This window comes from Pseudomonas violetae (assembly GCF_023072615.1).
Lineage (GTDB): Bacteria > Pseudomonadota > Gammaproteobacteria > Pseudomonadales > Pseudomonadaceae > Aquipseudomonas > Aquipseudomonas violetae.
On sequence record NZ_JAKNRW010000003.1, the window covers coordinates 160648 to 181632 of the forward strand.

Genomic DNA, 20985 nt, shown 5'->3' on the forward strand with positions numbered 1-20985 from the left:
ATTTGGCAATAATCAAATGGCGGCAGCAGGCGGTTTTTCATAGAGGCATATCAGCTTAACGAATAATTACAGACAGCTTGTGCAGGCGTGACTAGATTGCAGGTTCCGGGGGCAGTGAAGCCCCATAACAATAAAAGAGACGGAAGCATGCAGAACTCGACCCAAGCGGCGAATGCGTGGCGCATTCTGTTCCTGTTGTTCCTGGCCAATTTGTTTAACTTTTTCGACCGTACCATCCCGGCCATCATCATCGAGCCCATCCGCATGGAATGGCACTTGAGCGATTTTCAGCTGGGGATCATCGGTACGGCGTTTACCATTGTCTATGCAATCGCCGGCCTGCCGCTTGGACGGATGGCCGATACCGGTTCGCGGGCTAAATTGATGGGCTGGGGGCTGGCCGCCTGGAGCGGGTTGACGGCGGTCAATGGGCTGGTAGGCAGTTTCTGGACGTTTTTGATCGTGCGCATGGGCATTGGTATTGGCGAAGCCAGTTATGCGCCCGCCGCCAATTCACTGATTGGCGACTTGTTCCCGGCCCACCGGCGTGCCCGAGCCATGGGCATCTTCATGCTGGGCCTGCCCCTGGGCCTGTTACTGGCGTTCTTCACCATCGGCTGGATGGTCAAGACCTTCGACAGCTGGCGTGCGCCTTTTTTCATTGCCGCAGTGCCGGGTCTAGTTCTGGCGGTGTTCATGTTTTTCATCAAGGAACCCAAGCGCGGTGCGGCGGAAAGCGTGCAGGTGTCCCAGGAGCGCATCGAGCGGCCGATCCGTCGGGTATTGGCGGTACCGACCTTCCTGTGGCTGGTGCTGGCAGGGTTGTGCTTCAACTTCGCGACCTATGCTTGCAACTCATTTCTGGTGCCGATGCTGCAACGTTACTTCCTGATGCCGTTGCATGAGGCTGCTGTGGCGACGGGGGTGATTGTCGGTGTGACCGGGTTGTTCGGCCTTACCCTTGGCGGGTGGGTCGCCGACAAGATCCACCAGAGGGTTGCCAATGGGCGGCTGCTGTTTGCCGCGTTCAGCCTGATTGTATCGACTGTATGCACAGCCTGGGCCTTGCACGCCGGGCGGATCGAGATCGGGCTGTTTGTCGCGGTGTTCAGCCTGGGCTGGCTGTTTGCCTACAACTTCTACACCTGCGTCTATACCGCCATCCAGGACGTGGTCGAGCCACGGCTGCGGGCAACGGCCATCGCACTGTTTTTTGCCGGGTTATATCTGCTAGGCGGTGGTTTGGGGCCGGTGGTAGTGGGTGGGCTGTCTGATCACTTCGCCCATTCGGCCATGCTGGCGGCGGGCGCCGAGCAGATGACCGAAGCGTTCAAGGCGGTGGGCTTGCACGACGCGATGTACCTGATTCCGGTGGCGCTGTTCTTCACGATGGTGTTTCTGTTCATGGCTTCGCGGTGTTTTGTGCGGGATGCGAAGCGGATGAAGGATGGGTTGGTGGCTGTGGTTGAGCCTGGGGTTTCTGCGGCGACTGCGTAATCGCCTTCGTCGGAACGCCGCCCGGACCAAGCCTGCTCCTACCGTGGATCTGTAGCGTTCACAAATCCACTGTGCGGGCTTGCCCGCGAAGAGGCCATCAGCAACACCACAACAACCAGGAATAAAAAAGGCCCGCATCACTGTGGGCCTTTTCCGTTTGCCGATGGGGCAGGGGACTTACCCCGCCACCAGCACCCGAATCGCTTCCAGTCGTAACGCAGCCTTGTCGAGCATGGCCAGGCCTTGCTCGCGTTGTTTGCGCAGTGCTACCAGTTCGCTGTCGCGTACCGTCGGATTGACCGCTTGCAGGGCGGTCAGGCGTGCCAGTTCTTCATCGGTGTCGGCGGCCAGGCGGCGCTGGGCTTCAGCGACGCGCTCGGCATGGCGCGGGAAGATTTTCTCTTCACCGGCGTTGATCCGCGGCGTCAACTGGTCACGCTGGGCCTGGATAAACTTGTTGGCGCTGGCCCGCGGCACGCTTTCGAGCTGGTCGTTGAGGGTTTCGAACGCGACGCGGGCCGACAGGTCGTTGCCGTTGGTATCGAGCAGGCAGCGCAGGGCGGCTGGCGGCAGATAGCGCCCCAACTGCAGTGCGCGAGGGGCCACCACTTCGCTGACGTAGAGCAGTTCCAGCAACACGGTGCCAGGTTTCAGCGCCTTATTCTTGATCAGCGCCACGGCAGTGTTACCCATCGAACCGGACAGCACCAGATCCATGCCACCCTGGACCATCGGGTGTTCCCAGGTGATGAATTGCATGTCTTCGCGAGACAGCGCCTGGTTGCGGTCGTAGGTGATGGTTACGCCTTCGTCGTCGCCCAGCGGGAAGCTGGCGTCGAGCATTTTCTCGCTCGGCTTGAGGATCAGCGCATTTTCCGAATGGTCTTCACTGTCGATGCCGAAGGCATCGAACAGGGTTTCCATATAGATCGGCAGGGCGAACTGATCGTCTTGCTCAAGAATGTCCTCGACCAGCGCATCGCCTTCGCCGGCACCACCGGAGTTGAGCTCCAACAGGCGGTCGCGGCCAGTGTGCAGTTCGGCTTCCAGGCGCTCACGCTCGGCGCGGGCTTCGTCGATCAGCGCTTGCCATTCTGCGTCGTCGGCATTTTCCAGCAACGGCAGCAGGCGCGAGCCGAACTGGTGCTGCAATGCGTTACCGGTCGGGCAGGTATTGAGGAAGGCGTTGAGTGCTTCGTGGTACCACTGGAACAGTCGCTCCTGCGGACTGGTTTCCAGGTATGGCACGTGCAACTCGATAATGTGCTTCTGGCCGATCCGGTCCAGACGGCCGATGCGTTGTTCCAGCAGGTCCGGGTGCGCAGGCAGGTCGAACAGTACCAGGTGATGCGAGAACTGGAAGTTGCGACCTTCACTGCCGATTTCCGAGCAGATCAGCACTTGTGCGCCAAATTCCTCGTCGGCAAAGTAGGCGGCGGCGCGGTCGCGCTCAAGGATGTTCATGCCTTCGTGGAACACCGTCGCCGGGATGCCCGAACGCACGCGCAGGGCGTCTTCCAGGTCCATAGCGGTTTCGGCGTGGGCGCAGATCACCAGGACCTTGGTGCGCTTGAGCATCTTCAGTTGATCGATCAGCCACTCGACACGAGGGTCGAACTTCCACCAGCGCTCTTCTTCGTTGGCGTCAGGCTGAGCCTGGAAGCTCACTTCAGGATACAGCTCGGCGTGATCGCCCAGCGGCAACTCGAGGTATTCGTCCGGGCACGGCAGCGGATACGGGTGGAGTTTCCGTTCCGGAAAACCCTGCACGGCGGCGCGGGTGTTTCGGAAAAGCACGCGTCCAGTACCATGGCGATCCAGCAGTTCGCGAACCAGGCGCGCACTGGCTTCGGTGTCGCCATCGTTGACCGCGGTCAGCAACGCTTCGCCCTCATTGCCGAGGAAACCGTGGATCGTCTTGTGCGCTTCGGGCGACAGGCGCCCTTTTTCCAGCAGTTCCTGAACGGCTTCGGCTACCGGGCGATAGTTTTCGCTCTCGGCGCGGAAGGCGTGCAGGTCATGGAAACGGTTTGGATCGAGCAGGCGCAGGCGGGCGAAGTGGCTGTCCTGGCCGAGCTGCTCCGGGGTGGCGGTCAGCAACAGGACGCCGGGAATGACTTCGGCCAGTTGCTCAACAAGGGAATACTCAGGGCTGGCCTTTTCTTCGTGCCACACCAGGTGGTGCGCTTCATCGACGACCAACAGGTCCCAGCCGGCGGCGAACAGCGCATCCTGGGCTTTTTCGTCGTCCACCAGCCATTCAAGGGCTACCAGTGCCAGCTGGGTATCTTCGAACGGGTTGGTCGCATCGCTTTCGATGAAGCGTTCTTCGTCGAACAGAGCGACCTGCAGGTTGAAACGGCGGCGCATCTCTACCAGCCACTGGTGCTGCAGGTTTTCCGGAACCAGGATCAGCACACGGCTGGCGCGACCCGAGAGCAATTGGCGATGGATCACCAGGCCGGCTTCGATGGTTTTACCCAGGCCTACTTCGTCGGCGAGCAGAACCCGAGGGGCGATGCGGTCGGCAACTTCGCGGGCGATGTGCAACTGGTGGGCGATCGGTTGCGCCCGAACGCCGCCCAGTCCCCACAACGAGGACTGCAGCTGGCGGCTGGTGTGCTCCAGCGTATGGTACCGCAGGGAGAACCAGGCCAACGGGTCGATCTGCCCGGCAAACAGACGGTCGCTGGCCAGGCGGAACTGAATGAAGTTCGATAGCTGGGTTTCCGGCAGGGTGACGATTTCGTTCTGCGCGTTGAGGCCATGGTAGACCAGCAGGCCGTCGACATCGTCGACTTCCTGTACGGTCAGTTTCCAGCCTTCGAAGTGAGTGATCGAGTCACCCGGCGAAAACCTCACACGGGTGAGGGGCGCATTCCGTAGCGCGTACTGGCGGGTATCGCCAGTGGCCGGATAGAGCACGGTCAACAAGCGGCCGTCCTGTGCCAGAACGGTGCCCAAACCCAGCTCGGCTTCGCTGTCACTAATCCAGCGTTGCCCCGGTTGATACTGCTGCGCCATGCTGCCTGACTCCCACCTTGAAAAAGCGGGCTATCTTAACGGAATGAGGGCTCCAGGCCAAAGGATAACGCGTGTATGAGCTGCCGCAGGCTGTGATCTTTTGATCTTGGTGGAACGCCTGGGTTCAGCGTTGTCCTATAAACGATAGCCCCAACTTCCCTTGAACCCGCCATCGCGCAAGTGCCAACCGGGTCACAATTTGTGTGCGCGTGCTCAAGTTGGGGTCCCCGCAGCCGACAGCCTGCTGACAGGAGAACTAAAATCATGCTGCCACCGATGCTCCCCTTGAGTGCCGTGCCGATCACTTCACAGCAGGATCCGGTTCGCCAGCGCCCGGACATCGCCCCCGTAGCCCCGGTGCAGAAAACGTCCAGTGACAGCACGATCGACCTGCAGCAGCGCGATCCCGAGGAGGCGGCATTTCAGCTGCGCGAAGAGCAGCGCCGTCAGCAACAGCGGAAAAAACGTCGACGTGAAGCTGATGGCCAACCTGATCAACATCTGCCAATTCCCGGCTATGAGCTGAACGCGGACAACACGGTGCCGGTTGCGCCTTTGATCGAAGACGAGCCGAGGCAGGGATTGTGGGTTGATATCGAGATATGAAACCAGCGGCTGGTCAGCGCCGTCGTTAGGCTACATTATTGGCGTGACCATGCGTGCAAACGCAGCACCTTTAAACGACGCGATGTAGTGAAGACATGAGCCAGGACGACAAACTGATCGATCTAACCGCTGAACGCGCCAAGCGGGTGCATGACCTCAATGAGAAGCGCCTGAATGAAGTGCGTCAGGCATTTGAGCAGGCCATGCCTTTGGGGAAGCCAAAGAAAAAGCCGAAGAACAAACCGAAAAAGCGTTGACCCCCCCCCTGCATCGATTGATGCAGGTCAGTTTTTCTCCCTCCTTTACGCCCAGTCTCCGGCGACATTGATCCTGGTCAATTTTCTCTTCTGCCCGATTGGTTAACTTAGCCCTATCGCAACAGGGCAAGTGCAGGAGGCCAGTCATGTTTTTCGACAACGTGGTGATCGCCGGAGTGCTGACAGTCGGCCTCATGGTTCTGTTTTTTGCAGGGTTTGGATTTTTTATCTGGAAAGACGCGCACAAACGGAAAAAACCGTAGGTCTTTCAGGAAGCAATGAGCACGCAAGGCATTTTGGGCGACTTCGGTTGCCCTTTTTTTTGTCCTTGCGAAAGGTCCCTGGGACCCTCTACGAGCCGAGCTTGCTCGTGATGAGTCCACTACATTTAACATCTACATTGACTGAAAGACCGCTATCGCGAGCACGCTCGGCTCCCAGAGGGTTTTCTGGTGTTTTTTGTAGGCATTAAAAAGGCGCGAACCTCACGGGACGCGCCTTTTTTGTGCCGCTTTTCTATCAGCTACCCAGCGCCTTCGATGCCAGCCAGAACAGGCCGGCTGACAGGGCTACCGTTGCCGGCAGGGTTAACACCCAGGCCAGCAGGATGGTTTTTACCGTGCCGCCTTGCAGGCCACTTTTGTTCGCGACCATGGTACCGGCCACGCCCGAGGACAGTACGTGGGTGGTCGAAACCGGCAGGCTGAAGATGTTCGCCATGCCGATCAGGCTCGCCGTAGTGATCTGCGCCGCCATGCCCTGGGAGTAGGTCATGCCTTGTTTGCCGATTTTCTCGCCAATGGTCAGCACTACGCGCTTCCAGCCCACCATGGTACCCAGGCCAAGTGCCAGGGCGACCGCCAGAATCACCCAGAACGGGGCGTATTCGGTGGTGGTGGTCAGGTCCTTGCGCAGCTTGTCCAGGTCGGCTTTTTCACGGGGCTCGAGGCCAGGCAGTTTGCTGACTTTCTTCGCCGTGTCATCCAGGCAGAGCAGGTAGCGACGTACTTCGATGCGGCTGTCCGACGGCAGCGAGTGGTAGTCGGAAACGCCTTTCAAGGTGCCGAGCAGGGCGGAGATGGTCGGTTCGGTCTGTTGCGGGTTGCAACGGAATTTCTCCGGAAGATCACCTTCCACGCTTTTACCCAGGGCCAGGAACTCGCCCAGGGTGTCGGCATTGCGCTTGTAGAACTGGCTCAAGTGCAGGGTCGCGTCGCGAGTCCGTTCAATCTGGTAAGTGGTGCTGCCCAGGTCGAGCACGAACTGCGCCGGGACGATACCGATCAGCACCAGCATGATCAGGCCGATACCTTTCTGACCATCGTTGGAACCGTGCACGAAGCTCACGGCCATGGCCGAAATCACCAGTACCAGGCGATTCCAAAACGGCGGATGCTTCTTGTCATCGATCTTGCGGCGTTGTTCCGGCGTCTTGTGCATCTTCGAAAGCGGACGCCACCACTTAAGGCCGATCAGTATCAGCGCTGCGACCAGGAAGCCCGCCATCGGCGAGAACACCAGGGACGCGCCGATATCGATCGCCTTCTGCCAGTTCACGCCATCGGCCAACGGAATATCGTTGATCAAGGCGTTGGCCAGGCCGACACCGAGGATCGAACCGATCAGCGTGTGGGAGCTCGAAGCCGGGATACCGAAGTACCAGGTGCCCAGGTTCCAGGTGATGGCTGCGGCAAGCAGCGAGAACACCATGGCCAGCCCGTGACCGGTGTTCACATTGATCAGCAGTTCTACCGGAAGCAAGTGGACGATGGCATACGCCACGCCGACACCGCCCAGCAGCACGCCGAGGAAGTTGAACACACCGGAAAAGAACACCGCCAGATGGGGCGGCATGGCTTTGGTGTAGATAACGGTGGCCACCGCGTTAGCGGTGTCATGAAAGCCGTTGATGAACTCGAAGGCGAGGACAAAGGCCAGGGCGAGCAAGAGGCTCACGAGCACCCAAGCATCCAGTCCGCTGAATAAATCGATCATGAAGGTTTTCTGACCCGGTCGTAAGGGGGCGCGATTATGCCAGAAAAGGATGGAAATCGATGCACTAGCTGCTCATCGGTAACATTCTTCAATGAAATAGTTCGCGGGCAGCGCCGGATTAACGGTGCATCGACTGGCTTCGCAGGTCGTTGAATCTAAAGGCAAAGGCTGCATACACAGGGGGTTCTCCGAAAAACTCGAGAGATATGAACACCCGTGGGAAATTTCTGAAAAGAGGGTCAGAAATGAACCTGTGACCTCGTCCTCTGGACAAGGTAGCCGCTGCCCGCTCGTAGCGGGCGCGTAGGCATCATCGATTCGGCCCGCTTTTAACTGGCCAACATCCAGACCCTTGGAAAGATCAACGCCCTGCGATTCATGGATCTTCGGCTTTGAGTTCCTTTTCCATCTTCTGCAGTTCCTGGCTGAATGCCTGATCCTGAACGGTGGCGCGTTTACGCCAGGGTTTACGTTCCGGTTCGGGCTGGGCGGCGTAGGTGGTGACTTCCCCGCCGTAAACTTCCTTGTAACGTTGTTCCTGGCGCTCAAGTTCCGCGCGCAGTTCGTCTTTCGTCACAGTGCTACCTGTATGAGTTGAGATTGATTCTGGTGAAACGCACTGCACGGCGATATCGACTGCGCTCGGCGACAACCCGGGAGGGTTTCGATGGCGAGAGCATTCAATACAGGTTACAGGCGGCCACGGCACCAGAGATAAACAGCTGACGTAGCATCAGTCTCCAGTTACAGCGAGCGCGTTGGCGTAGCATCAAGTGATCAGCGGCAGGCGCTTGCTGCTGGCAGCGACAATGGAACATTGCGCCACCGAATGGTGGACTCGGCAGGTGAGTAGCTGAGTCGCCATTGAATTGTATTATAGCGGCCGTTTCGTAGAACACTATCTCTAAACCGTTAAAACAAGATATTGCGCAGAGTTTGTTTAATGACACATAAGTTTTACCCTGAACTACGCCGTTCAGGGTATGTATTTTGTGACGCTGTCTTTCTGGCGCCATTGTGGCCGGCAAGTTCGCTGCCAATTGCCAACCCTTAGTTGTACGAGAGTTCCGCTCCAGGAAAATTCCCAAGGCTCGTCAGTCGTATGGCCTGCAGCGGGTTTGCGATAATCGGCTGATGGTTCGATAATCGCCCGGTGTGGGCTGGTGTCTCTTGTGCGCTGTACCGGAGCGGCTTGTAATGGCTCTCGATTCGTGTGGGAAAAGGACCTGATATGAACGATCAATTGCGCAACTCCTTCGCTTCCGTGGCGCCGCCGATAGTCGCGTCACCCGCGAAACGGATCCAGGCACTGACCGGTGACCCGGATTTCATGACCTCGCTGGCCCGTGGCCTGGCGGTAGTGCAGGCCTTCCAGGAGCGCAAGCGTCACCTGACCATCGCCCAGATCAGCCACCGCACTGAAATACCCCGCGCCGCAGTGCGCCGCTGCCTGCACACGCTGATCAAGCTCGGCTACGCCACCACTGACGGCCGTACCTATTCACTGCTACCCAAAGTCCTGACGCTCGGCCATGCATACGTTTCGTCCACGCCGCTGGCGGTCTCCGCCCAGCCGTACCTGGACCGCATGAGCGAACAACTGCACGAGGCCTGCAACATGGCCACGCTGGAAGGCGATGACATTTTGTACATCGCTCGCTCGGCTACCACCCAACGGCTGATCTCCGTCGACCTTTCCGTGGGCGGGCGGCTTCCCGCCTATTGCACCTCGATGGGCAGGATTCTGTTGGCCGCGCTAGATGACACTTCGTTGCGCGAGTATCTCGATCATGCGGAGTTGCAGGCCAAGACGAGCCGTACCCTGCACACCCCCGAAGCATTGCTCGAATGTTTGCAAGAGGTGCGACAACAGGGCTGGTGCATAGTCGACCAGGAGCTCGAACAAGGTCTGCGCTCGATTGCCGTTCCCGTGTATGACGCGTCCGGACAGGTCGTGGCGGCGTTGAATGTCAGCACCCATGCCGGTCGAGTCAGCCGCAACGAACTCGAACAGCGATTCCTGCCGGGACTGCTCAGCGCCAGCCGCGACCTGAGCAGCCAGCTCTTCGCCTGACGCAAACTTCCTAAGTGTTCGATAAACGCACAGACTCGCGTTTATCGAATTGACGCTGTTTCCTCTGGATCATTAATGTCGCCGCAGCGCCAGCATAAGGCTGGCAGGTGTTCGACTGCGTTTTGCGTGGAATAAAAATAATGAACCAGCCTCAGTCTGCTGTAGGCAACTGCCTCGACGTGCAGTCCTTCATCAATGCCCAGCCCATTTCGCGGTACCAATGGCGAGTGGTGATTCTATGTTTCCTGATTGTCTTTCTCGATGGTCTCGACACGGCGGCCATGGGTTTCATTGCGCCAGCCCTGTCACAGGATTGGGGGATCGATCGGGCCAGCCTGGGGCCGGTCATGAGTGCCGCTTTGATCGGCATGGTATTCGGCGCATTGGGTTCCGGCCCGCTGGCTGACCGCTTCGGGCGCAAAGTCGTGCTGGTCGGTGCGGTACTGCTGTTTGGAGCATTCAGCCTCGCGTCTGCCTACAGCACCAACGTCGACCAATTACTGGTATTGCGTTTCCTCACCGGCCTGGGACTGGGTGCGGGGATGCCAAACGCGACCACGCTACTGTCGGAGTACACCCCTGAGCGCAAGAAGTCTTTGCTGGTGACCAGCATGTTCTGCGGTTTCAATCTCGGTATGGCGGGCGGCGGGTTTATCTCGGCCAAGCTGATTCCCATGTTCGGCTGGCACAGCCTGCTGTTCATTGGTGGGGTCCTGCCACTGATCCTTGCCGTTGTCCTGCTGTTCTGGCTGCCGGAATCGGCGCGCTATCTGGTGGTACGCAATCGTGGCACCGATAAAGTGCGCAAGACCCTGGCGCCTATTGACCCGGTGGTTGTTGCCCAGGCTGCAAGCTTCAGTGTGCCGGAGCAGAAAACCGTGAAAGCACGCAATGTGTTCGCGGTGATTTTCTCCGGCACCTATAGCACTGGCACGTTATTGCTGTGGTTCACCTATTTCATGGGACTGGTGATTGTCTACCTGCTGACCAGTTGGTTACCGACCTTGATGCGCGATAGCGGCGCCAGCATGGAACAGGCGGCCTTCATTGGCGCGCTGTTCCAGTTTGGCGGGGTGTTGAGCGCTGTGGGTGTGGGGTGGGCGATGGATCGTTTCAATCCGCACAAGGTCATCGGCACTTTCTACCTGCTGGCCGGGGTGTTTGCCTACGCGGTTGGGCAGAGCTTGGGCAACATCACGCTGTTGGCGACGTTAGTGCTGGTGGCCGGGATGTGCGTCAACGGCGCGCAGTCGGCCATGCCGTCGCTGGCGGCGCGGTTTTACCCGACGCAGGGGCGGGCGACGGGCGTCTCCTGGATGCTGGGAATTGGCCGCTTCGGGGCGATTCTCGGAGCGTGGATGGGCGCGACGTTGCTGGGCCTGGGCTGGAACTTCGAGCAGGTGCTGACGGCGCTGGTGATACCGGCGGCGCTGGCGACAGCGGCGGTGGTGATCAAGGGCATGGTCAGTCATGCGGATGCGACCTGATCTGGGTTGACGCACCAAGATCGCAGCCTTCGGCAGTTCCTCCAGTAATTCGCGTACACCGTAGGAGCTGCCAAAGTTTGCGCTCTTTTGCAGGTGAAACAGAACGATAGCTCAACAACAATATGTTCGATAATCGAACGATTAGTCGATTATCGGATTGTTTGGCGAATTCGTGAGGCTTACTCTTCAGTCACTCCGGCGCTGCGTATCGCGCCCTTTTAATCCACTGTCGGTTTATAACAAAACGGGAGCCTGCCCCATGGCTGAAATCCTTTCGCTGCACGAAGCGGTGAAGCAATTCGTAAACGACGGCGATACCGTCGCGCTCGAAGGCTTTACCCACCTGATCCCTACGGCGGCGGGTCACGAAATCATTCGCCAGGGCAAGAAAGACCTGACGCTGGTGCGGATGACGCCTGACCTGGTCTACGATCAATTGATCGGAGCCGGGTGCGCGCGCAAGCTGATTTTCTCCTGGGGTGGCAACCCTGGTGTGGGCTCGCTGCACCGTCTGCGTGACGCCGTCGAGAAGCAGTGGCCGCATCCACTGGAAATCGAAGAGCACAGTCATGCCGACTTGGCCAACGCCTACGTTGCCGGCGCCTCCGGACTCCCTTTTGCGGTACTGCGTGCCTACGCCGGTTCCGACCTGCCCAAGGTCAATCCCCTGATCAAGACAGTCACTTGCCCGTTCACTGGCGAAGTATTGGCGGCGGTGCCTTCGGTACGCCCGGACATCACCGTGATCCATGCACAGAAAGCCGATCGCAAGGGCAACGTATTGCTCTGGGGCATTCTTGGCGTGCAGAAAGAGGCGGCGCTGGCAGCCAAGCGTTGCATCGTTACCGTTGAAGAAATCGTCGACGACCTGAACGCGCCGATGAACTCCTGCGTGTTACCAACCTGGGCGCTTAGCGCGGTTTGCCACGTACCAGGCGGTGCGCATCCGTCCTACGCCCACGGGTACAACGAGCGGGACAACCGCTTTTACCAGGCTTGGGATCAGATCGCCCGCGACCGTGACACTTTCACGGCGTGGATCAACGAGTACATCCACGGTAGCGCTGACTTCAGCGAGTTCCAGGCCAAGCTGGCCGCCGCTTCGGAGGCCAAGTAATGACTTACACCACCAATGAAATGATGACCGTCGCTGCCGCTCGCCGCCTGAAAAACGGTTCGGTGTGTTTCGTCGGCATCGGCCTGCCGTCGAAAGCCGCCAACCTGGCGCGCCTGACATCCTCGCCAGACGTTGTGCTGATCTACGAGTCGGGGCCGATCGGTGCCAAGCCTAGCGTGCTGCCGCTGTCGATTGGTGACGGTGAGCTGGCGGAAACCGCTGACACTGTCGTCCCAACCGGTGAGATCTTTCGCTACTGGCTGCAGGGCGGACGCATCGACGTCGGGTTCCTAGGTGCCGCGCAAGTCGACCGCTTCGGCAACATCAACACCACCGTGGTCGGTGACTACCATTCGCCAAAGGTCCGCCTGCCGGGTGCCGGCGGCGCTCCGGAAATCGCCGGCTCGGCCAAGAGCGTACTGATTATCCTCAAGCAGTCGTCGCGGTCGTTTGTCGACAAGCTGGATTTCATTACCTCGGTGGGACATGGTGAAGGCGGTGATTCGCGTAAACGCCTGGGCCTTCCGGGCGCCGGTCCTGTAGGGATCATTACCGACCTGTGCATCATGGAGCCTGAAGAGGGCACTCATGAATTCGTGGTGACAGCACTGCACCCGGGCGTGACCCGTGAACAAGTGGTCACTGCCACCGGCTGGGCCATTCGCTTCGCGGACACGGTTGAGCACACCGCCGAGCCCACCGAAGTCGAACTCAAGGCGCTGCGGGATCTGGAAGCCCGCACTGCCGCCGCCCACGGCCAAGCACCCGGAGAAGCCTGATGCGTGACGTTTATATCTGCGACGCGATTCGCACCCCCATCGGCCGGTTTGGCGGTGGCCTGTCGGCAGTCCGCGCCGATGATCTGGCCGCAGTGCCGATCAAGGCCTTGATGGAGCGTAATCCATCAGTCGACTGGAGCGCAGTGGACGAGGTGTTCCTCGGCTGCGCCAACCAGGCCGGCGAGGACAACCGCAACGTCGCGCGCATGGCTTTGCTGCTGGCCGGGCTGCCGGAATCCATTCCAGGCGTTACGCTCAACCGTCTCTGCGCTTCGGGCATGGACGCCATCGGCACCGCGTTCCGTGCGATCGCCAGCGGTGAAATGGAACTGGCTATTGCCGGCGGAGTCGAGTCGATGTCCCGCGCGCCGTTCGTGATGGGCAAGGCCGATGCCGCGTTCTCGCGCAACATGAAGCTGGAAGACACCACCATTGGCTGGCGTTTCATCAACCCGTTGATGAAAGCCCAGTACGGTGTGGATGCAATGCCGCAGACCGCCGACAACGTTGCCGACGATTATCAAGTCTCCCGCGAAGACCAGGACGCATTTGCCCTGCGCAGCCAGCAGCGCACCGCTGCTGCCCAGGCAGCAGGCTATTTCGCGGAAGAAATCGTCGAAGTGCGCATTGCCCACAAGAAGGGTGAAACCGTGGTCAGCCAGGACGAGCATCCTCGTGGTGACACCACACTGGAAACCCTGGCCAGACTCAAACCGGTCAACGGCGCAGACAAAACGGTCACCGCCGGAAACGCTTCAGGCGTCAACGACGGGGCTGCGGCATTGATTCTGGCCTCGGCCGCAGCGGTGAAAAAACACGGTCTGACGCCTCGCGCTAAAGTGCTGGGGATGTCGAGTGCCGGTGTCGCCCCGCGGGTGATGGGCATCGGCCCGGTGCCAGCCGTGCGCAAGTTGACCGAACGCCTGGGGCTGGCGGTGAGCGACTTCGACGTGATCGAACTCAACGAAGCATTTGCCAGCCAAGGTCTGGCGGTGCTGCGCGAACTGGGCCTGGCGGACGACGCACCTCAGGTCAATCCGAACGGCGGCGCCATCGCCCTCGGCCATCCGCTGGGCATGAGCGGTGCGCGCCTGGTGCTGACAGCCCTGCATCAACTGGAAAAAACCGGCGGCAGCAAAGGCCTGGCGACCATGTGTGTCGGCGTTGGCCAAGGCCTCGCCCTGGCGATTGAACGCGTCAGCTAACAAGAACAGAGGAAAACGTAATGACTGACAAGCCTGGTTACCGCCGCCCGCAGGAGGGCACTCAGCCTGCCTACCTGCACCCGGCCTATCAATCCACCAATCTGCGTGCGCCGTCGCAGCCATTGGTATTTTTGCCACATTCGCTGTCGGAAATCACTGGCCCGACCATCGGTGCCGAGCGTATTCAAGAGCAGGACAACGACCTGACCGCCCAGCACTCGGGCGAACCCCAGGGTGAGCGCATCATCGTCCATGGCCGTGTGCTGGATGAAGACGGCCTGCCGGTGCCGGGTATCCTGGTGGAAATCTGGCAGGCCAATGCCGCCGGGCGCTACAACCATGCGCGCGACCTGCACGACGCGCCGCTGGACCCGAACTTCACCGGCACCGGTCGCACCGTGACCGATGCCGACGGCTGGTACCAGTTCCAGACCATCAAGCCGGGTGCTTATCCGTGGGGCAACCACCACAATGCCTGGCGCCCTGCGCATATCCATTTCTCGCTGTTCGGGCCAAGCATACTGACGCGCCTGGTCACCCAGATGTACTTCCCGGGCGACCCGCTGCTGGCGTATGACCCGATCTACAACTGCGTACCGGATACCCGCGCCAAAGAGCGCTTGATCGCCAGTTTCGATCTGGAAAAAACCATCCCTTCCTATGCCCTCGGTTATCGCTGGGACATCGTTTTGCGCGGCCGTGAAGCCACGCCGATGGAGAAATAAGATGACGCTCAACGCGACCACATCGCACACTGTCGGGCCCTATTACCACATCGGCCTGACCTGGCTGAACCGTGAAGACCTGACCGTCGAACAGACCCTGGGCCAGCGCGTCGCTATCAGCGGCCAGGTGGTGGACGGCAACGGTGACTTCGTCAACGACGCCATGCTGGAAATCTGGCAGGCCAATGCCGCCGGTAAGTACGATCACCCGGAAGATGACCAGGCCAAGTCCCTGGACCCGAACTTCGAAGGGTTTGGCCGGGTGCCGGTGGATGCTGAGGGGCGCTTTCGCTTTACCACCATCAAGCCAGGTATTGTGCCAGGGCTCAAAGGCACGACCCAGGCGCCACATCTGGTGGTGCTGGTTTTCGCGCGGGGTCTGGTGAAGCATCTGCTGACACGGATTTACTTCGATGGCGAGTCGGCGAACGTCGATGATCCGCTGCTGGAGTGCGTGCCGGCCGAGCGCCGCAGCACATTGCTGGCGAAGCAGGATGCGGCGGGCGTGTATCAGTGGAATGTGATTTTGCAGGGCACTGAGGCAGAGACGGTGTTCTTCGATTATTGAGAACCGCACAAATGGCAATCCCAGTGCGGGTTCCCCGCACGGGATCGGCCTTGCCTCATGCATCTGTGGAACGGGACTGTTGCAAAGTATGTCTAGACTGTTACTGTCCCTAAAGAGTGAAGAACAATGACAACCCCCACCGCTACTACAGCGCATTACACCGGCGAAGAGCGCAAGAAAAGAATCTTCGCCATTGTCGGTGCTTCGTCGGGCAACCTCGTTGAATGGTTCGATTTCTACGTCTATGCCTTCTGCGCCATCTACTTCGCCCCGGCGTTTTTTCCGTCCGACAACCCGACGGTGCAATTGGTCAACACGGCGGGCGTGTTCGCTGCCGGGTTCCTGATGCGTCCCATCGGTGGCTGGATCTTCGGTCGCGTCGCGGACAAGCACGGGCGCAAGAATTCGATGCTGATATCGATTCTGATGATGTGCTTCGGCTCCTTGCTCATTGCCTGCCTGCCAACCTACAAGGACATTGGCGTCTGGGCGCCGATCATGCTGCTGTTCGCCCGTTTGCTGCAGGGCCTGTCGGTTGGCGGCGAGTACGGCACCACCGCCACCTACATGAGTGAGGTTGCCCTGAAGGGCCAGCGCGGATTCTTCGCCTCGTTCCAGTACGTGACGCTGATTGGTGGCCAACTGCTCGCGGTGTCGCTGGTCGTGGTCCTGCAGCAATTTCTCACCGAGGACGACTTGCGCGCCTATGGCTGGCGGATCCCGTTCGTGGTCGGTGCAGTGGCCGCGTTGATCTCGCTGTTCCTGCGCCGTTCGCTCAAGGAAACCTCTAGCAAGGAAATGCGCGAGAACAAGGACGCCGGCAGCATCCGTGCGCTGTTCCGCGATCATAAGGCTGCATTTATCACTGTGCTGGGCTATACCGCCGGTGGTTCGCTGATTTTCTACACCTTCACTACTTACATGCAGAAATATCTGGTGAACACTGCCGGCATGCACGCCAAGACGGCCAGCTACATCATGACCGGTGCGCTCTTCTTTTACATGTGCATGCAGCCGCTGTTCGGCATGCTCGCGGACAAAATCGGCCGGCGTAATTCGATGCTCTGGTTCGGCGCCCTCGGGACCCTGTGCACCGTGCCGATCCTGCTCAGCCTGAAAAGTGTCAGCAGTCCATTTCTGGCGTTCGTGCTGATTACCCTGGCACTGGCGATCGTGAGTTTCTACACCTCCATCAGCGGTCTGGTGAAAGCCGAGATGTTCCCGCCGGAAGTGCGTGCCTTGGGCGTGGGTCTGGCGTATGCGGTGGCGAATGCGATTTTCGGTGGTTCGGCCGAGTATGTGGCGCTGAGCCTCAAGGCCGGGGGGATGGAAAACTCCTTCTACTGGTACGTGACGGTGATGATGGCGGTGGCGTTCCTGTTTAGCCTGCGTCTGCCGAAGCAGGCGAAATACCTGCACCACGACCTTTGATTTTGACCCGTGGGCCTGAACGGCCCACGCTTCCAGGGATTGTTTATGAACGAGCGACCGGGCAATCAGTTGTTCGATGCCTATTTCACTGCCCGTGATATGCGCGGCGTATTCTGCGATCAGGGGCGCGTCCAGGCGATGCTCGACTTCGAAGCGGCACTGGCTCGGGCCGAGGCGCGAGTCGGCTTGATCCCGCAGACCGCTGTGGCGCCGATCGAGGCTGCTTGCCGGGCCGAACACTACGACTTTGCAGCGCTTGGCGAGGCCATCGCCACGGCGGGCAATTCGGCTATCCCGCTGGTAAAAGCTTTGGGCAAACAGATCGCGGCGACGGATGCCGACGCCGAACGTTATGTGCATCTTGGCGCGACCAGCCAGGACGTGATGGACACCGGCCTCGTGCTGCAGCTACGCCGGGCGCTGGAGCTGATTGAAAGTGACCTGGCACAGTTGGGCGCGACCCTTTCGACTCAGGCCGAACGTTACGTCGCAACACCGTTGGCTGGCCGGACCTGGCTGCAACACGCAACTCCCATCACGCTGGGCATGAAAATCGCCGGATGGCTGGGGGCGGTGACCCGCAGCCGCCAACGCCTGCAAGAACTCAAGCCGCGTCTGCTGGTGCTGCAATTCGGTGGCGCCTCCGGAACCCTGGCCGCCCTCGGCGAACAAGCGCTGCCGATTGCGCAAGCGCTGGCGGCAGAGCTGCAACTGGGCCTGCCGGATCAGCCTTGGCACACTCAGCGTGATCGTCTGGTGGAGTTCGGCTCCGTGCTTGGGTTGATCGCCGGCAGTCTCGGCAAACTGGGGCGCGATGTCAGTTTGCTAATGCAGACGGAAGCAGGGGAGGTTTTCGAACCCTCGGCACCCGGCAAAGGCGGCTCTTCGACCATGCCGCACAAACGTAATCCGGTGGGCGCCGCAGTGCTCATCGGCGCGGCTACGCGGGTGCCTGGCCTGCTCTCGACCCTGTTCAGCGCAATGCCGCAAGAACACGAACGCAGCCTTGGCTTGTGGCATGCCGAATGGGAAACCCTGCCAGAGATTTGTTGCCTGGTGTCTGGCAGCCTGAAGCAGGCGCTGCTGGTGGCGGACGGCCTGGAAGTGGACGCCCAACGCATGGCCCGCAACCTCGACCTGACCCAGGGGCTGGTGCTCGCCGAAGCCGTGAGCATCGTCCTCGCTCAGCGTGTGGGGCGTGACGCTGCGCACCATTTGCTGGAGCAATGCTGCAAACGAGCTGTCGCCGAGCAACGGCACCTGCGGGCAGTCCTCGGCGAAGCGCCGCAAGTGACGGCTGAGTTGTCCGCCGCTGAACTCGATCATCTGTTGAACCCTGCCCACTACCTCGGCCAGGCCCAAACCTGGGTCGAGCGAGCGGTCGCTGAACATTCTGCATTGACTGCCTAAAGGAGATTGCTGTGGCTTTTGTACAACTCGCCGAGGGCGAACTGCATTATCAACTTGATGGACCGCTGGATGCGCCGGTCCTCGTGCTCTCCAACTCTCTGGGCACCGACCTGCACATGTGGGACGCGCAGATTGCCGCTTTCACTGAACATTTCCGGGTGCTGCGGTTCGATACCCGCGGCCACGGGAAGTCCCTGGTGACGCCGGGGCCGTACAGCATCGAGCAACTGGGGCGCGACGTCCTGGCGCTGCTTGATGCCTTACACATTGAGCGCGCGCATTTCTGTGGCTTGTCCATGGGCGGCTTGATCGGCCAATGGCTGGGAATCAACGCCGGGGATCGCCTGCTCAAGCTGGTGGTGTGCAATACCTCGGCAAAAATCGGTGACCCGTCGGTGTGGAACCCACGCATCGAAACCGTCTTGCGCGATGGTGCGGCGGCCATGGTCGCCCTGCGGGATGCGTCGATTGCGCGCTGGTTTACCCCGGACTTTGCCGCCACCAATCCAGCGGTCGCCAGCCACATCACCGACATGCTCGCGGCCACTTCGCCTGAAGGGTATGCCGCTAATTGCGCAGCGGTGCGCGATGCCGACTTCCGTGATCAACTGGCCTCAATCAAGGTGCCACTGCTGGTGATTGCAGGCACTGAAGATGCGGTCACGCCGCCAGCGGGTAGCCACTTCATCCAGGAACACGTGGCGGGCGCCGAGTACGCGGAGTTCCATGCCGCACACCTGTCCAACGTTCAGGCCGGCGCTGCGTTCAGCGAGCGCGTCGTGGCGTTCCTGTCAGCTCACTAAGGGGAATGTCGTGGACGAACAACAACGTTACGACGAGGGCCTGAAAGTTCGCCGCGCGGTCCTCGGCGACGCCCATGTCGATCGCAGCCTCAATGCCCTGACCGAGTTCAACTCGGAGTTCCAGGAAATGATCACGCGCCATGCCTGGGGCGACATCTGGACCCGCCCAGGCCTGCCGCGGCACACCCGCAGCCTGATCACCATCGCGATGCTGATTGGCATGAACCGCAATGAAGAACTCAAGCTGCACCTGCGAGCAGCGGCCAATAACGGCGTAAGCCGTGGCGAGATCAAGGAAGTGATCATGCAGAGCGCGATCTACTGCGGCATCCCGGCCGCGAACGCGACCTTCCACCTGGCGGAGTCGGTGTGGGATGAACTGGGCGTTGAATCCCGGGCGTGATTTGGTGATTTTTGTTGCCTGAACTGACGTCATCGCGGGCAAGCCCGCGATGACGATAGTGAGGCTTACAACAGGCTGATCGGGTAGCTGACGATCACCCGGTTTTCATCGAACTCATTATTGCTGTAGTCCCGGCGCATGCTTGAGTTACGCCATTTGACGTTCAGATCCTTCAGCGCACCGCTCTGCACGGTGTAGCCCAGTTCGCTTTCGCGCCCCCATTCCTTGCCATCCGTTATCGTACCGGTGTGAACGTTGCTGCCCCTGATGTAGCGGTTCATCAAAGTCAGCCCGGGAACACCGATGGCGACGAAGTTGTAGTCGTGGCGCAATTGCCAGGATTTTTCCTGGGCATTGTCGTAGCTCGAGTTGTAGCTGTCGTTGGCCAACGTACCGCCGCTGGTGCCGTTGACCCGCATCCAGGGACTGTCACCGGTGAGTTTCTGCAGGCCAACGTAGAAGGTATTGCCGCCATATTTCGCCGAGAGCAGGCCGGACCAGGTCTTGTTCTCCAGCTCGCCGGCGCGAGCCCTGCCATCGTCTTTACCGTAGAAAAAGCCGAGGTTGGCGCCCAGGGTCCAGTCGCCGAGGGGCTGGCTATGGATCACATTGACGAACTGCTGGCTGTAGATGTCCTTCAACTCGGCGTTCCACAGCGCCAGCTGGGTGCGTTTATCGTTGAAAACATATTCGCCGCCCTGGAAGTTGAATCTATCCGAAGTAAAGGCCGGCTTCCCGGTCATCGACAGGTCGCTCATGCTGCTGTCGTCCCGCGGGCTATTGGCGCGGAACTGGCCGCCGTACAGCGTAAGTCCGGCCAGCTCCCTGGAAGTGATCTGGCCGCCACGAAAGGTTTGGGGAAGAGATCGGCCGTCGTCCGAGCGCAGGATCGGCAGCACCGGCATCCATTCGCCGACCTTCACTTCGGTTTGCGCCAGCTTCGCCTTGAACGCCACATTGGTGCGACCGAAGTTGTCAGCCGGACGGCCGTTGTGATCCAGCGGCAACAACTGTGTCCCACCGGAACCCTTGCCGCCGTCGAGCTTTACCGAGTAACCCCCCAGCACATCCATGCCAAACCCGACGGTACCTTGGGTGAACCCGGACCTGGCATCCAGGATGAAGCTCTGCGTCCACTCTTCAGCCTTACCCTGCGCTTTGGTCGGGTTGGTGAAGTTGCGGTTGATGTAGAAATTGCGCAGGTTCAGGTTGACCTTGGCGCCTTCGACGAAACCCGCTTCCTCGGCGGTCGCGGTGCTAGCCGTTGCGGCCAGGGCGACGGCGACCAGGCTGGGGAACAAGTATTGCGCAGTGGAAGGCGTCATGGGCTCGGGTCTCTCTAATTCTTTGGGATGCAACGGGGGGATGCCGCAGCTTGAGGCTGCAGTTGAAGATGCAAATGGGGGGGTAGCGGAACGGAATCAGCCGGACAGGGTAGGGCGGTGGGACATGGTCGAACCTGGAGGTTATTGGTGTTGTGAGGCGAATGGTGCGGGGAATGTACTAGATGGTTCAATCGGTGATAGAGAGTTTTGGGCGATTATCGAACCATAAGATCAAAAGATCGCAGCCTGTGGCAGTTACAGGAATCTGTGCCGGTAGGA

At 59.9% G+C, this 20985-nt stretch carries 19 protein-coding genes; 15 read left to right on the forward strand and 4 right to left on the reverse strand.

The window, feature by feature from the left end; all coding sequences use genetic code 11:
- The first annotated feature begins 147 nt into the window (after positions 1 to 147).
- Positions 148 to 1497, forward strand: a complete 1350-nt coding sequence (locus L9059_RS05075; RefSeq protein ID WP_247288760.1) for a spinster family MFS transporter — start codon at positions 148 to 150, stop codon at positions 1495 to 1497.
- A 177-nt stretch (positions 1498 to 1674) separates the two neighbouring features.
- On the opposite strand, the gene rapA is transcribed toward L9059_RS05075, so the two are convergent.
- On the reverse strand, positions 1675 to 4521 hold the full coding sequence (rapA, locus tag L9059_RS05080; protein WP_247288762.1) for an RNA polymerase-associated protein RapA: 2847 nt from the start codon (positions 4519 to 4521) through the stop codon (positions 1675 to 1677).
- A 264-nt stretch (positions 4522 to 4785) separates the two neighbouring features.
- On the opposite strand from rapA, the gene L9059_RS05085 reads away from it, so the two are divergent.
- The 3 genes from L9059_RS05085 (at position 4786) to ccoM (ending at position 5647) form a co-directional block, all read left to right on the forward strand.
- Positions 4786 to 5127: an aspartate-semialdehyde dehydrogenase gene (locus L9059_RS05085; RefSeq protein WP_247288764.1), complete on the forward strand. Its 342-nt coding sequence runs from the start codon at positions 4786 to 4788 to the stop codon at positions 5125 to 5127.
- A gap of 95 nt (positions 5128 to 5222) precedes the next feature.
- Positions 5223 to 5384 carry a hypothetical protein gene (locus tag L9059_RS05090; protein ID WP_247288765.1) on the forward strand — a complete coding sequence of 54 codons (162 nt, stop codon included), beginning with the start codon at positions 5223 to 5225 and terminating at the stop codon, positions 5382 to 5384.
- Positions 5385 to 5530: 146 nt separating this feature from the next.
- Positions 5531 to 5647 carry a cytochrome c oxidase subunit CcoM gene (ccoM, locus tag L9059_RS30625; protein ID WP_007926603.1) on the forward strand — a complete coding sequence of 39 codons (117 nt, stop codon included), beginning with the start codon at positions 5531 to 5533 and terminating at the stop codon, positions 5645 to 5647.
- 256 nt (positions 5648 to 5903) lie between these two features.
- Here the strand turns inward: ccoM and L9059_RS05095 are convergent, their stop codons facing one another.
- Positions 5904 to 7379: an inorganic phosphate transporter gene (locus L9059_RS05095; protein WP_247288768.1), complete on the reverse strand. Its 1476-nt coding sequence runs from the start codon at positions 7377 to 7379 to the stop codon at positions 5904 to 5906.
- A 376-nt stretch (positions 7380 to 7755) separates the two neighbouring features.
- Positions 7756 to 7956 carry a hypothetical protein gene (locus tag L9059_RS05100; protein WP_247288770.1) on the reverse strand — a complete coding sequence of 67 codons (201 nt, stop codon included), beginning with the start codon at positions 7954 to 7956 and terminating at the stop codon, positions 7756 to 7758.
- A gap of 654 nt (positions 7957 to 8610) precedes the next feature.
- On the opposite strand from L9059_RS05100, the gene pcaR reads away from it, so the two are divergent.
- The 11 genes from pcaR (at position 8611) to pcaC (ending at position 19381) form a co-directional block, all read left to right on the forward strand.
- A complete protein-coding gene (gene pcaR / locus L9059_RS05105; RefSeq protein WP_247288771.1) occupies positions 8611 to 9453 on the forward strand; it encodes a pca regulon transcriptional regulator PcaR in 843 nt (280 codons plus the stop codon).
- 140 nt (positions 9454 to 9593) lie between these two features.
- Positions 9594 to 10940, forward strand: a complete 1347-nt coding sequence (pcaK, locus tag L9059_RS05110) for a 4-hydroxybenzoate transporter PcaK (RefSeq protein ID WP_247288773.1) — start codon at positions 9594 to 9596, stop codon at positions 10938 to 10940.
- Between the two features lie 259 nt (positions 10941 to 11199).
- Entirely contained in the window at positions 11200 to 12057 is an 858-nt protein-coding gene (locus L9059_RS05115) for a CoA transferase subunit A (protein WP_247288775.1), read from the forward strand.
- Complete coding sequence (locus tag L9059_RS05120; protein WP_247288776.1) at positions 12057 to 12836, forward strand: CoA-transferase subunit beta; 780 nt, start codon at positions 12057 to 12059, stop codon at positions 12834 to 12836. The genes L9059_RS05115 and L9059_RS05120 overlap by 1 nt, the downstream gene beginning before the upstream one ends.
- On the forward strand, positions 12833 to 14041 hold the full coding sequence (pcaF, locus tag L9059_RS05125) for a 3-oxoadipyl-CoA thiolase (protein WP_247289454.1): 1209 nt from the start codon (positions 12833 to 12835) through the stop codon (positions 14039 to 14041). The genes L9059_RS05120 and pcaF overlap by 4 nt, the downstream gene beginning before the upstream one ends.
- Before the next feature lie 20 nt (positions 14042 to 14061).
- Positions 14062 to 14766 carry a protocatechuate 3,4-dioxygenase subunit beta gene (gene pcaH / locus L9059_RS05130; protein WP_247288778.1) on the forward strand — a complete coding sequence of 235 codons (705 nt, stop codon included), beginning with the start codon at positions 14062 to 14064 and terminating at the stop codon, positions 14764 to 14766.
- A gap of 1 nt (position 14767) precedes the next feature.
- Complete coding sequence (pcaG, locus tag L9059_RS05135) at positions 14768 to 15334, forward strand: protocatechuate 3,4-dioxygenase subunit alpha (protein WP_247288780.1); 567 nt, start codon at positions 14768 to 14770, stop codon at positions 15332 to 15334.
- A gap of 126 nt (positions 15335 to 15460) precedes the next feature.
- Positions 15461 to 16765 carry an MFS family transporter gene (locus L9059_RS05140; protein ID WP_247288782.1) on the forward strand — a complete coding sequence of 435 codons (1305 nt, stop codon included), beginning with the start codon at positions 15461 to 15463 and terminating at the stop codon, positions 16763 to 16765.
- 45 nt (positions 16766 to 16810) lie between these two features.
- Positions 16811 to 18175 (forward strand): 3-carboxy-cis,cis-muconate cycloisomerase, encoded by a 1365-nt coding sequence (locus tag L9059_RS05145; protein WP_247288783.1) that lies wholly within the window; start codon positions 16811 to 16813, stop codon positions 18173 to 18175.
- An 11-nt stretch (positions 18176 to 18186) separates the two neighbouring features.
- Positions 18187 to 18978, forward strand: a complete 792-nt coding sequence (pcaD, locus tag L9059_RS05150; protein ID WP_247288785.1) for a 3-oxoadipate enol-lactonase — start codon at positions 18187 to 18189, stop codon at positions 18976 to 18978.
- A gap of 10 nt (positions 18979 to 18988) precedes the next feature.
- A complete protein-coding gene (gene pcaC, locus L9059_RS05155) occupies positions 18989 to 19381 on the forward strand; it encodes a 4-carboxymuconolactone decarboxylase (protein ID WP_247288787.1) in 393 nt (130 codons plus the stop codon).
- A gap of 65 nt (positions 19382 to 19446) precedes the next feature.
- Here the strand turns inward: pcaC and L9059_RS05160 are convergent, their stop codons facing one another.
- Positions 19447 to 20706 carry an OprD family porin gene (locus L9059_RS05160; RefSeq protein WP_247288789.1) on the reverse strand — a complete coding sequence of 420 codons (1260 nt, stop codon included), beginning with the start codon at positions 20704 to 20706 and terminating at the stop codon, positions 19447 to 19449.
- Positions 20707 to 20985: the final 279 nt, after the last annotated feature.

Bases quoted from the DNA above. Each gene is read 5' to 3' on its own strand.
- L9059_RS05140 (WP_247288782.1), top strand. From the start codon at position 15,461: ATGACAACCCCCACCGCTACTACAGCGCATTACACCGGCGAAGAGCGC.
- pcaR (WP_247288771.1), top strand. From the start codon at position 8,611: ATGAACGATCAATTGCGCAACTCCTTCGCTTCCGTGGCGCCGCCGATA.
- ccoM (WP_007926603.1), top strand. From the start codon at position 5,531: ATGTTTTTCGACAACGTGGTGATCGCCGGAGTGCTGACAGTCGGCCTC.
- L9059_RS05120 (WP_247288776.1), top strand. From the start codon at position 12,057: ATGACTTACACCACCAATGAAATGATGACCGTCGCTGCCGCTCGCCGC.
- L9059_RS05095 (WP_247288768.1), bottom strand. From the start codon at position 7,379: ATGATCGATTTATTCAGCGGACTGGATGCTTGGGTGCTCGTGAGCCTC.
- L9059_RS05090 (WP_247288765.1), top strand. From the start codon at position 5,223: ATGAGCCAGGACGACAAACTGATCGATCTAACCGCTGAACGCGCCAAG.
- L9059_RS05160 (WP_247288789.1), bottom strand. From the start codon at position 20,706: ATGACGCCTTCCACTGCGCAATACTTGTTCCCCAGCCTGGTCGCCGTC.
- L9059_RS05075 (WP_247288760.1), top strand. From the start codon at position 148: ATGCAGAACTCGACCCAAGCGGCGAATGCGTGGCGCATTCTGTTCCTG.
- pcaG (WP_247288780.1), top strand. From the start codon at position 14,768: ATGACGCTCAACGCGACCACATCGCACACTGTCGGGCCCTATTACCAC.
- rapA (WP_247288762.1), bottom strand. From the start codon at position 4,521: ATGGCGCAGCAGTATCAACCGGGGCAACGCTGGATTAGTGACAGCGAA.
- pcaH (WP_247288778.1), top strand. From the start codon at position 14,062: ATGACTGACAAGCCTGGTTACCGCCGCCCGCAGGAGGGCACTCAGCCT.
- L9059_RS05115 (WP_247288775.1), top strand. From the start codon at position 11,200: ATGGCTGAAATCCTTTCGCTGCACGAAGCGGTGAAGCAATTCGTAAAC.
- pcaK (WP_247288773.1), top strand. From the start codon at position 9,594: ATGAACCAGCCTCAGTCTGCTGTAGGCAACTGCCTCGACGTGCAGTCC.
- L9059_RS05085 (WP_247288764.1), top strand. From the start codon at position 4,786: ATGCTGCCACCGATGCTCCCCTTGAGTGCCGTGCCGATCACTTCACAG.
- L9059_RS05145 (WP_247288783.1), top strand. From the start codon at position 16,811: ATGAACGAGCGACCGGGCAATCAGTTGTTCGATGCCTATTTCACTGCC.